The sequence below is a fragment of the Calditrichia bacterium genome (assembly GCA_020634975.1).
Lineage (GTDB): Bacteria > Calditrichota > Calditrichia > RBG-13-44-9 > J075 > JACKAQ01.
Map to the genome: position 1 here is coordinate 504,322 of JACKAQ010000001.1, position 12,210 is coordinate 516,531.

Genomic DNA, 12,210 nt, shown 5'->3' on the forward strand with positions numbered 1-12,210 from the left:
TGTAATGTTATTTAATTAAGAAATTAATTAAATTAACATACTGTAAAAGATCCAAACTGGAATTTAATTCACCGGATGTTCTGTTTTCTTATTTTGGAACAACCGGAATAAAACTAAAATTTGTGAATTTTGGTCATTTTATATGAATAGAAATTTTCTGCTGACGCTGCTATCGGTGATGACGATATGGCTAGGTAACAATCTACTCGCACAGGAATCTCAGCAATACCTGTTGGGTGAAGAACAAAAACTGCAAATTGTGGTTTATGTTTTGGGTGAAGTAGCCAAACCGGGCGAATATGTGGTATCGGACAACACAGATGTTGTAAAACTGATTGCCAAAGCCGGTGGAACGACAGAATTTTCTAACATTGGAAAAGTTACTATTACGCGTACGAAATCTGCATATGACGACAATTCTCCCATTCGCAAAACACAAAAAGAGATTATAAACTTTAGTGTTAAAGACTTCCTGTCCAATCCGGCCTCTCAAACTCCTCCGATCCTTCAACCGGGAGATGTAATTTTTGTAAAACGCAATGCCTGGTCCAAATGGCGCAGTGCCTTTACAGTTGTTCGCGACTTATCTGTAGTGGCCAGTGCGTACTTTTTATACCTGAGATCTCGGGATTAACACATAACAATCAGCTACTGTCTATCACGTTTATCGTTTTTAGTGCTCACTAATAAAGCACCGTTGGCAAATTTACAAACGGTGCGTATGGGGTTGTACAGCTAAATATAGAAAGTCTTATTATGCAAGGTAACGACTCTCAAGAAATTTTTTCATTACTCTTACGAATCGTAAAGCGACGTAAGTGGCTAATTTTAGCCAGTCTTTTGGCATTGATGACACCTATCGTTATATACAATGAAATTACGCCACCTGTCTATGAAGCCAGCACAATGCTGGTGTTTGAGGAATTCTCCAATCCGGTTGATAATTTCGATTACGAAGTATCGAAAGAGGTGTTTTTCAACAACCAAATTGAAGAAATAAAAAGCTACTCATTCAATAAAGATATTTTGTTATCGTTGCCAAAAGATGTCGTACAGCGGCTTGGGATGCCCGAAGAAGGTAGCACCCTTTTCGACACAACAGAATACCGCGTGCTGAAAATTCAAAAAGCACTTTCGGCAACCCCGATAAAAGGTTCAAACATCGTTCGCATTGGTTATCAATCGAAAGATAAAGAGTTGTGCAAATTTATAGCTAACGCAGCCGCAGATGCTTTAAAAAACCGTAATGCTGAACTTAAACGGGAAGGCGTTGGTGGTGTTCGCCGATATATTGAGGAACAGGTTCAGCAATACAAATCTCAACTCGATGAATCTGAAATGGCTTTGCGGGAGTTTAAAGAAGCAAACAATATTACATCTGTTGACCAGGAAGGCGAAGAATTGCAACGTCGCCTGACAGAAGCCGAGATATCGTACAATTCTGTGAGAACTCAGCGTGGCGCATTGGAAAAACGGTTGTCCGGATTGAATGAACAGTTGACATCGCAAAAGAAAGATCTGGTTCCGGCGATTACCGATATCGGCAGCCCCTGGGCGCAACGGCTTCGCGAACGCCTGATTGACCTGAACACCCAATATATGGAATTAAAAGCGCAGGGTTACCCGGACGACCATCCGAAAATGCGCGATTTGAGCAGTAACATCAACAAAGTTAAAACCGAGCTAAAAGAAAAAGCACTCAAAATTGCCCAGGGTGAAGTTGGCGCAAACCCGATCACCCAGATCGAAAAATTGATTGAAGAAACCATTTCATTACAAATTGAATTGGAATCGCTGAAAGCGCAAGAACGTGAGCTTAATTCGTTTATTCAGGGCTATCAGACGCAATTGGGAACTTTACCGACGAAAGAATTTACGTTGGCCAAGCTCAACCGGGATCGTGATGTGAGCCGGAAAATTTATCTGATGTTGCTGGAACGGCTGGAAGAAGCCAAAATCTCGGAAGCGGATCAAAACCAGAACATCCGGATTATCGACCGTGCCCAAATTCCCAAAGAACCGATCAGCCCTCAGAAAAAGCTGAACCTGGCTGTCGGTATTTTGTTAGGGCTGATGGTTGGCGGTGCGCTGGCATTCTTTTTGGAAATGCGCAATACAACCGTCGATACACCTGAAGATGTGGAAAGAATTGCCAAGGTTTCTGTCATCGGAACGATTCCGAACATCAACACATTTTCCAAAGGTAAGTTCAAACAAAACACCCTTTTCCAAAACGAAAGGGATCAGAAAAACGAGCGAATTTATCGCGCGTTGATATCGAATCTGGAACCCAACACCGTGATCGCGGAATCCTACCGGATGTTGCGTTCGAATCTCCAGTTTTTGGGTGTTGGCAAACAATATAAAACTGTTTTGGCGACCAGCCTGGGCCCCGGAGACGGTAAAACGACGACATTATCAAACCTGGCAATTTCATTTGCCGCATTTGGACATAAAACGTTGCTGATCGATGCGGATTTACGCATCCCCCAAATTCACAACTTTTTTGGAATGGAGCGCGAACGAGGTGTTACGGACTTACTTCAGTCACTGAATGAATTGGATGAATTTGTCGCGAATCCTGTTCATCGGCACGAAAGTTCGTCAAATGGCTCAACGGGCAATTCAATTGACGCTCTGAAGCGCAAAAATCAGCAGACACAGGAAGAAAAACTTTTCGATTTGCAGGCGCTTTTTCAAGACGCCAACCGGACAACCGGCATCAAGAATCTCAATTTTATGCCCAGCGGCAAAAAAATGGACTACCCGAAAGAGTTTGTTTCAACCGGTCCAATGCCGATCATTTTGCAAAAATTCCAACACCGTTTTAATGTAATTCTTGTGGATTCGGCACCGCTGTTATTGGTTGATGATACGTTGATGATGTCCAGTATTGTAGACGCTGTGATTTTGGTTGTGCATCCGAACAAATACGATCATGAAATGCTCCTTAAAGCAAAAAAAATGCTGGAACAAGCGAACGCAAACCTGATCGGATTGGTTTTCAACAACCTCGAAGTTCAGGGTCAATATAAAAAGTATTATTCGGAATACGCGGAACGGGTTTAACACCTGATCGCTGTTTCGGAATAAGATTTGTAATGATTAAGACGACAATTGGTAAAGATTATTACTAAACAACTAAATAGGGTTGTTTAATTCCGGCAGAATAGGGGTATTCGACCGGATTATGTGTGAATGTATCGGGGACAGATTGGGATTTTTTGGTGAGTTTGTGGGAAATAATAACTTATTACTCAGGTACGAAGTATGGAATCAGTCCTACGAGAGTTTGCTGCATTGCTAATGCCCCTGCTGGTTGGGGCACTGATTTTGGGTGTAATTCTCTTTTTTCTGTTGCGCAGGCGCAGAAAAAGTGAGAAAGAAGTTATAAATGCTATTTTAGAAGCTGCATCTATTCCGTTTTTCTCACAAAACCTGCCGGAACTGGCAAAAGAAGTGGCGCGGTCGCGGCGATTTGCACGTGATTTTTCGGTAATTGTGGTAGAACCGGCGCACCAACAACTGCAACGATATCCATCCAACGGTATGAGCAGCCATTTCAGCACGCGAAAACCGTTAACTGCTGTGGAATTTTTGCTTTGCGGACCGGCGATTCGCGATGAAATGCGGGCAACCGACCTCGTGTCATTCGATGCGAATAACAATCGTTTTATTATCATGTTACCGGAAACGGAAAAATCAAATGCAAACCATACCATTCAGAGAATCCGGAAAATTTTGGGTTCATCGCTATCCACTCAATTGGCTATCGGCACAGCCACTTTCCCCTCAGACGGCTTGATCGTTGAAGAACTGATCAATCAGGCGATAACGTCTACCGATGCAATTTTGTCGGCACATTCCGATTCATCTTTCGGTATTCAACAGGATATGTCGTCACGGTAGAAACTTATTTAAAATGGGATCGCATGCATTCATCAAGGAGGCGGAAAAAAATGACATTTTATAAAAGCCTGGTCACACTGAAAGACCCGCAGGTTCTCGAACAATTTAAGATCATCACCAAAAGCAAACCGTGGTATGAGCGCAATTCGATCCAGATTATTTCCGGCGAAAAATATTTGCGCATCAAACGGGCAATCGACATTGTCGCTAGTTTGTTTTTGATTATTTTAGTGCTTCCCGTATTGCTGCTGTGCGCCATTGCCATTCGCATCGATTCCCGCGGGCCGATATTTTTCCTGCAGGAAAGAACCGGTTATGCCGGACAACGTTTCAAAATGCTGAAGCTGCGCACCATGCGGGAAGATGCCGAGCTTTTGAAAGCTAAGTTGATGCATTTAAACACCTTACAATATCCGGATTTCAAAATTCCGGATGACCCGCGCATCACAACTGTTGGCAAATTTTTACGGAAAACCAGTTTGGATGAATTGCCGCAAATTTTTAATGTGCTGATCGGCAACATGAGCCTCATCGGTCCCCGCCCGACCTCTTTTCATCCATCAACATACAAAATTTGGCATACTGTCCGGCTGGAAATAAAACCGGGTGTTACCGGTTTATGGCAGGTTACCGGTAGGGGTGATGTCGAATTTGACGAGCGTATTCGATTGGATTACGCTTATATGCAGAATGTTTCGTTGGGGTTGGATATCAGAATTTTATTGCGAACCTTTACCAGCGTTCTCAGACGGGAGGGAGTGTAACCGAATGACCGGTTTTTGGGTTGTTCTATTTTGGATTTCGGCCGGCATTATTGTTTACAGCTACATTGGTTTTTCCGTGTTGTTAATTGTTGTTGGAAAATTGTTGAACAAGACCGTGCGCAAGGCGCCGGCAACACCCACCATTAGCTTGATTATTGCCGCATATAACGAAGAAGACGGTATTGCAGCGAAGCTGGAGAATTCGCTTTCGCTGGATTATCCGTCCGATTTGCTGGAGATTATCGTTGTGTCCGATGGCTCCGATGATCGCACCGCCGAAATTGTTGCAACATTTAAAAATCGCGGTGTGAAATTCTTGAATCTACCACGTCGCGGGAAAATATTTGCACTTCGCGATGCAGTTGCGCAGTCAACAGGGCGTGTGCTGGTTTTTTCTGATGCCAATACAGAATATCATCCTCAATCGCTCCGCAAATTGGCAGAAAATTTTGCTGATCCGCAAGTGGGCGGCGTTTGCGGCAACCAACTCCACAAAAAACACCGTACTGCAGATAACGCCAGTCAGGGCGAAAGCCTGTACTGGGGTTACGATAAATGGCTGAAAGCCTGCGAAACCCAAACCGGCAGCATCGTTTCCGCCGATGGCGCGATTTACGCAATTCGCCGGGAACTGTTCGAAATGCCCGCATCCACCGCCGTAACCGATGATTTTGCGATTTCCACAGCGGTAATTGACAAAGGCTACCGACTGGTTTTTGATGCGGAAGCACTGGCATTCGAAGATCCGATGCCGGATGCCGGACGCGAATTTTCCAGAAAAGTGCGCATCATGAATCGTGGTTTGCGCGGCGTTCTGATGCGAAAATCATTGCTAAACCCATTTAAATCAGGCTTTTACGCCGTTGTTTTATTTTCGCACAAATTGCTGCGGCGAATGGTGCCGTTTTTTCTGATAGCGCTGTATATCACCAGCTTGGCGTTGACCGGCACATCGCTGTTGTTTACTGTTGCGGCAATCGCGCAAACTGTTTTTTACGGTTGGGCGTTGCTCGGATTTTTTCTGCGACGAACCGCGATCGCCAAAATCAAAATATTGTATATTCCATTTTTCTTTTGTTTGGCAAATGCGGCCGCTTTGGTCGCGTTTATCAACCTGCTTTCCGGTAAAAAAATTGAACGGTGGAATCCGCAAAGAAAAACCAGCGCAGGCTTAAAGGCCGAAAGTTAAACCTGAAGTATAATTCTCAATATAAATTTGAAATTTCGAAAACGGAGTTTGAATGCGATTACTTATAGCCAGTTCTATTTATCCGCCAAAGGTGGAAGAACTCAAACAAAAACATGATGTTATCTGTGCGTACAACGGCAGTGAAGATGTATTGAAAAATGCCATCACCAACCGGCAAGTACTTATTTTCCGGAGCGGTGTGCAGATTTCCGCAGCCGTAATGGAAGCTGGACCTGAGTTGGAATTGCTCATCCGGGCAGGTTCCGGAACGGATAATATCGACATGGATTACGTTCAGCAACGCGGGTTGAAACTCATTCGGGTTCCCGAACCGGGCGCAAAAGCAGTTGCCGAAATGTCATTCACGATGATGTTGATGCTCGCCCGCAACTTACGCAAAGCTGACACTTGGCTTCGCGAAGGCAAATGGGGCAAAACAGAACTCACCGGATATTTGCTCACCGGCAAAACCCTCGGCGTTATCGGTTGCGGCAACATCGGCTCACGTGTGGGGTGGATGGGTGCAGCATGGGATATGAAAGCCATTGGCTGCGTTGATGAATCCGATAAAAATGCTGATTATGTTTCGTACTGCGCTGCCAAAGGCATTCGCCTGACCAGTTTCGATGAAGTGCTCGAAACCGCAGATTTTATCAGCATTCACGTCCCGCTGATGGATAGCACTCGCGGATTGATCGGTGCAAAGGAAATTGCCAAAATGAAAAAAGGGAGCTATCTCGTCAATCTCGCCCGCGGTGGCGTGGTGGACGAAGATGCGCTGTACGATGCGCTCGTTTCCGGACATCTGCGCGGCGCCGGAACCGATGTTCACATGAATGAAGGCAAAAATTTCCATTCGCGATTGACGGCATTGGAAAACGTTGTGCTTACACCGCATATTGGCGCACAAACGTTCGATTCGCAGATGGAAATCGGCGAACGGATTACCCAGATTTTGCACGAGCACATCACCGAAAAAAGCAGCGTTTTATAGCTGTAAATATTGAATTTAGGAATGATTAGAGAAGCAACCGACAACGATCGTGAAGCGATCATTCAATTGATCGATGAAATATTTCAGGAATACGGCGACCGTGTTTTTCTGGAAGGCGCAGAAAGCGATTTAATGGCCATTTCCGATGAATTTTACGGGAAAGGCGGTCAATTTTGGGTGTACGAAATCGATCACCAAATTGTCGGGACGGCTGCGGTTGTGCCGGATAATGCCGGAAAAGCCGTGCTCAAACGGGTCTATTTGCACAAAAATTATCGCGGCAGCGGCATCGCCGATGAATTATTGCAAAAAACTCAGGATTGGTGCCGCAAAAACAATTTCGGCACGCTCTGTTTTTGGTCGGACACCCGGTTTGAGCGCGCCCACTATTTTTACGAAAAGCGCGGTTTCAAACGCGGCGGCGTTCGCCGGATGAACGATGGCAACATGCCCTACGAAGAGTTTTATTTTGAGAAAAATTTGGACGCATAAATTTAATTTTTACCAAGGCTTACATTATGAAAAAGAAAACGACGCAATTCAAAAACATGCTGCTTTCCAACCAGTTGGAATTCATCATGGAAGCGCACAACGGACTGAGCGCAAAAATTGTGGAAGAGACCGGTTTCAAAGGAATTTGGGGCAGTGGTCTTTCCATTTCCGCGGCGCTGGGCGTCCGCGATAACAACGAAGCGAGTTGGACGCAAGTACTTGAGGTACTTGAATTTATGAGCGATGCAACATCCATTCCAATCATGCTGGATGCAGACACCGGCTACGGCAATTTCAACAACGCCCGGCGACTGGTTCACAAACTGGAACAGCGCGGCGTTGCCGCCATGTGCATCGAGGATAAACTATTCCCGAAAACCAACTCATTTATCAATAGCGAGCAGCAACCGCTGGCAGATATGGATGAGTTCAGCGGGAAAATCCGTGCGGTGAAAGATGCTCAATCGGATGATGATTTTTGCGTTGTCGCACGGGTGGAAGCGTTTATCGCCGGATGGGATGTGGATGAAGCGCTGCGACGGGCGGAATCGTATTATCGCGCCGGTGCGGATGCGGTGCTCATTCACAGCAAAAAAAATTCACCCGATCAAATTCTGGAATTTATGAAACATTGGCAAAACACTTGTCCGGTGGTGATTGTGCCAACAATGTATTATGACACACCAACCGACGTTTTTGAGAAAGCCGGCATCAGCCTGGTTATTTGGGCGAACCATTTGCTCCGCAGCAGTATTTCCGCGATGCAAAATACCGCGGCAGAAATTTACAAATCACAATCGTTGGGAAATGTGGAACCGAATGTGGTGCCCGTAAAAGAAATTTTCCGACTCCAAAACGCCGATGAACTGAAGCAGGCAGAAAAACGCTATCTTCCTGTAAAATAAGGGATTATAATAGATTTTTTAAAAGGGATTGGTTCGGGAAAATGAGCAAATCTTGTATCCCGAATGAAAAAATAATGAATCAAAATATGCCCATTAACATTCAATCGACACAGCAGCCATACGCCATCGTTGTGGGTCTGGACAGTTTTACCGGGCTACAAACCGCGCGAATTTTACACAAACGCGGCGTTCCGGTCATCGGGATTTCCCAAAACCCGGAACATGCCTGCGCCCAAACGAATGTTTGCAAATTGAAGCTTTCAGCCGGATTAAGCCATGGCGAATTTGTGGATTTGCTTTCCGGACTTGCACCGAAATTCAATCAAAAACCGGTGCTTTTCCCCTGTTCGGATTTGACGGTACTGGCAATTTCCCGCAATCGCGAACAATTGGCACCGCATTATCACATCGCTTTGCCCGATGCAGAAACAGTGGAAATGTTGGTGGACAAAGTACAATTTTACACCTTCGCGATGAAAGAGGGCTTCCCGATTCCGCAAACATATTTTCTTAAAAATGAGAGCGAAATGGAAGCTATCGCCGAGCGGATGAGCTATCCCTGTATGATGAAACCGCCGATAAAAGCGCCGGAATGGATGAAACATGCGGAAAAAGTGATTAAAATTCACGACCCTGCGGAGTTGCGGTCTGTGTATCGAAAAATGCAGCCATTTGCGGATCTGATTATGGTTCAGCAATGGGTGGAGGGAGACGATACATCGCTGTATTCCATGAATTGCTATTTCGGGAAAAACGGTAAACCGCTGGCAACTTTCATCGCCCGGAAAATCCGCCAATGGCCGATCGAAACCGGCGTCAGTTCGCTCGGCGAAGAAGTGCGGAACGATGTGGTTTTGGAGGAGAGCGTCAAATTGTTCAAATTTGTCCACTATCGTGGATTGGGTTACATCGAGATGAAACGGGATTCGATCACCGGAAATCATTACATCATCGAGCCGAATATCGGGCGTCCGACCGGACGATCCGCCATTTCCGAAGCCGGCGGCGTGGAGCTGCTTTTCACCAAATACTGTGACTTGCTGGATTTACCATTGCCCGAAAACCGCATCCAGAAATATGGCAACGCCAAATGGATTTATCTGCGGCGCGATCTCCAATCCGCATACGCCTATTGGAAACGCGGCAGATTAACCATTTTCGATTGGCTGAAAACCATGCGCGGCAAAAAATTTTATGCGCTGTTCTCGCTGCGCGATCCGAAACCGTTTTTTCTGGATATTCGCGACACTTTTTTCAACAAAGTTGTTAACAAAGAAGGGAATACGAAAATAAAAACCGTTGCACATTGATCCGTTTGACAATTGTGCCAACGATTTTTTGCCGGAATTCAGACAATCTTGCATGAGCACAAGTCTGTTTGGGTGGGTGTTTGGGTTTATTTGTAGAAACCCAAAGAAAGCGTGCGTAAATGCAATATACATATAAATTTACACAGCCCAAACCATATGCAATAATCATTGGTTTGGACAATTTTAACGGGTTGCAAACAGCCCGGGAGTTGCGAAAACATGGTATTCCCATCATCGGAATTGCGGAAGATTTGCAGGATGCCTGCGCCAAAACCAATGTTTGCGAACAAAAATTCCAGTCGGGAATCGGGAATGGCGATTGCCTCAATTTGCTCGAAGAATTGGCGACGGCATTCCGGGAACCCCCGGTGCTTTTTCCATGCTCGGATATTGCCGTTCTGCAAATATCCCGGAACCGCGACCGGCTAATTGGCTATCGTTTTGCGCTGCCGGCTGCCCAAACCATCGAAACGTTGCTGGACAAAGCACAATTCGCAGCATTTGCGCAGGAAAATCATCTGGCAATTCCGCGTTCGTTTTTGTTGAACACCGAATCGGATGTGATCGCCGCTGCTGCAGAAATCCGCTTTCCGGCAATCCTGAAACCGGCCATCAAATTGCCGCGATGGGAAGACAATAAACGCCAAAAAATTTATCGAATTCCATCAGAAAAGGCACTCCGGAACATCTACAATCAGGTTCGCAACGATGCGGAATCGCTGGTTGTGCAGGAATGGATTGAGGGCGATGACACGTCGCTGTTCACGATCAACGCCTATTTCAGCCGGCAATCTGAACCGCTTTGCACATTCATTTCGCAGAAAATCCGGCAGTGGCCAACACATGCCGGCGTGGCGTCTTTCAGTGTGGAAGCGCGGAACGATGACGTTTTGCAGATTGCTAATCACCTCTTCCAACTGGTTGATTTTTATGGATTAGCATATCTCGAATTTAAACAGGATCGGCGCGATGGAAAGTTGTATATTATAGAACCAAATGTGGGTCGCCCTACGGGCAGATCAACCATTGCAGAAGCCGGTGGTGTCGATATACTTTTCACGATGTATTGCGATTTGACCGGGCAGCCGTTGCCGGAAAATCGCATCCAGAAATACGGCAACGCCAAATGGATTTATTTGCGGCGCGATCTCCAATCCGCATTCACTTACTGGCGACACGGGCAATTGACCATCGGTGAGTGGCTAAAAAGCCTGCGCGGAAAAAAGAAATACGCGCTACTCGATTTCAGCGATCCGCTACCGTTTTTGCTGGATTTTCGTAATGCATTTGCCAGCCTGTTCAAAAAGCAGGCGCAAACAGCGGATAAACCAGGCAAACAAGTGGACACTTATTTTTCAAATAAACAATAAGCTATCGAAACAATTATTCGCCACGGATAATCGTAGATGATCACAGATTATTGAACCAATTTTAAATGATCGATTTACATATTAAAAAATTATGAAAACAACAGATTTTGACATACGCGGCGTTGTTGGTGTCCGGCTGATTGATGCAACGGAAAAAGACGTCCGGGTGGTGATCAACCAGATCGGCGAACCCGGCGCAACACTGACGCGTGAACCGGACATCACCATCCGGTTTGTGCCCGATTTGCCGACACAACCGCTCAATTTGCTCGCACTTAACGCCGGTTACGATGCCAGCGGATTTTACATTTTACGCAGCAGCAAAGCACCCTGCAAAGCCCGGATTCCCTTCGAAAAACTGGGTGAAACCAGCGAAATTATTTGCCAAAGCGGTTTGCGCAGCGTGCCGTTGCTCATTGCGATGGTCAATCTGGCGCTGCTCTCAAAAAATCACTTGCCTTTGCATGCTTCCGCGTTCGAATTTAATGGCGTTTGCAGCGCCGTAATGGGTTGGGCAAAAGGCGGCAAAACTGAAACCATGCTCGCCTTCGCCAAACACGGCGGCAGCTACGTTGCGGACGAGTGGACGGTATTTTCGCCGACCGGCGAGGTGTTCGGCATTCCCGAACCGATCCGGTTGTGGGACTGGCATCTCGCGCAAATTCCCCGGCTGCGGTTGCAGGTAAAAGGCAAAAAAAAGCTGATTTTTGGCGCGATTCACGGCGTCGATGCGCTGTACAACGGATTGTGCCGCATCGGTTTGAAAAAAATATTTCCAGTGCCAATCATCGGCGAAGCGCTGCCGGCGATGAAACGCCAGCTCAATTTGCGCATTCACCCGAACATTATTTTCGAAAACCGGCTGATCGAACGCGCCACGCCGGAAAATATTTTTCTGATCGGCAGCCACGATTCGCCGGAAACCACCGTTGCACCAATCGATCCGGCGGAAATTGCCGAACGCATGCTGCAATCCAATTTGCTGGAATTTGCGCCGCTGTTTGAGCATTATCGCGCGTTTCGTTTTGCGTTTCCGGCGCTGGAAAACCCATTGCTGGAATCGTTCGAATCAACGCTGAAATCGTTGCTGGACAATCTTTTCGAGGGCAAAAATTGTTACAAAGTGCTGCACCCCTACCCCGTCGATTTTCAGGAATTGTTTGAAAAAATGCAGCCGTTTTGCGTTCCAACTGAGAAAAAACTATCTTCCGCAACCAGTTAAATGATGATTTCTAATGGGAACGGCCGCGACCGTTCCATTTTTTCAGCAAGAGGAA

The 12,210-nt window shown here is 46.0% G+C and carries 11 protein-coding genes; all 11 read left to right on the top strand.

Annotation, left to right across the window (positions count from 1 at the left end; genetic code table 11):
• Positions 1–142 precede the first annotated feature (142 nt).
• The 11 genes from H6629_02005 to H6629_02055 all read left to right on the top strand — a co-directional run bounded on the left by H6629_02005 (position 143) and on the right by H6629_02055 (position 12,155).
• The gene (locus H6629_02005) at positions 143–634 is read left to right on the top strand and encodes an SLBB domain-containing protein (protein ID MCB9066571.1); all 492 of its coding nucleotides are present in this window, start codon (positions 143–145) and stop codon (positions 632–634) included.
• A gap of 122 nt (positions 635–756) precedes the next feature.
• A complete protein-coding gene (locus H6629_02010) occupies positions 757–3,069 on the top strand; it encodes an AAA family ATPase (protein MCB9066572.1) in 2,313 nt (770 codons plus the stop codon).
• Between the two features lie 201 nt (positions 3,070–3,270).
• Positions 3,271–3,909, top strand: a complete 639-nt coding sequence (locus tag H6629_02015) for a hypothetical protein (protein MCB9066573.1) — start codon at positions 3,271–3,273, stop codon at positions 3,907–3,909.
• A gap of 50 nt (positions 3,910–3,959) precedes the next feature.
• Positions 3,960–4,673 (top strand): sugar transferase, encoded by a 714-nt coding sequence (locus H6629_02020; GenBank protein MCB9066574.1) that lies wholly within the window; start codon positions 3,960–3,962, stop codon positions 4,671–4,673.
• Between the two features lie 103 nt (positions 4,674–4,776).
• Positions 4,777–5,862, top strand: a complete 1,086-nt coding sequence (locus H6629_02025) for a glycosyltransferase family 2 protein (GenBank protein MCB9066575.1) — start codon at positions 4,777–4,779, stop codon at positions 5,860–5,862.
• Positions 5,863–5,914: 52 nt separating this feature from the next.
• Positions 5,915–6,856: a hydroxyacid dehydrogenase gene (locus tag H6629_02030; GenBank protein MCB9066576.1), complete on the top strand. Its 942-nt coding sequence runs from the start codon at positions 5,915–5,917 to the stop codon at positions 6,854–6,856.
• A 21-nt stretch (positions 6,857–6,877) separates the two neighbouring features.
• Positions 6,878–7,348, top strand: coding sequence for a GNAT family N-acetyltransferase (locus H6629_02035; GenBank protein ID MCB9066577.1), 471 nt, complete (start codon positions 6,878–6,880; stop codon positions 7,346–7,348).
• A gap of 26 nt (positions 7,349–7,374) precedes the next feature.
• Positions 7,375–8,253 (top strand): phosphoenolpyruvate mutase, encoded by an 879-nt coding sequence (gene aepX / locus H6629_02040; GenBank protein MCB9066578.1) that lies wholly within the window; start codon positions 7,375–7,377, stop codon positions 8,251–8,253.
• A gap of 74 nt (positions 8,254–8,327) precedes the next feature.
• The gene (locus H6629_02045) at positions 8,328–9,563 is read left to right on the top strand and encodes a carboxylate--amine ligase (protein ID MCB9066579.1); all 1,236 of its coding nucleotides are present in this window, start codon (positions 8,328–8,330) and stop codon (positions 9,561–9,563) included.
• A 119-nt stretch (positions 9,564–9,682) separates the two neighbouring features.
• Positions 9,683–10,933, top strand: coding sequence for a carboxylate--amine ligase (locus H6629_02050; GenBank protein ID MCB9066580.1), 1,251 nt, complete (start codon positions 9,683–9,685; stop codon positions 10,931–10,933).
• Between the two features lie 91 nt (positions 10,934–11,024).
• Complete coding sequence (locus H6629_02055) at positions 11,025–12,155, top strand: hypothetical protein (protein ID MCB9066581.1); 1,131 nt, start codon at positions 11,025–11,027, stop codon at positions 12,153–12,155.
• Positions 12,156–12,210 lie beyond the last annotated feature (55 nt).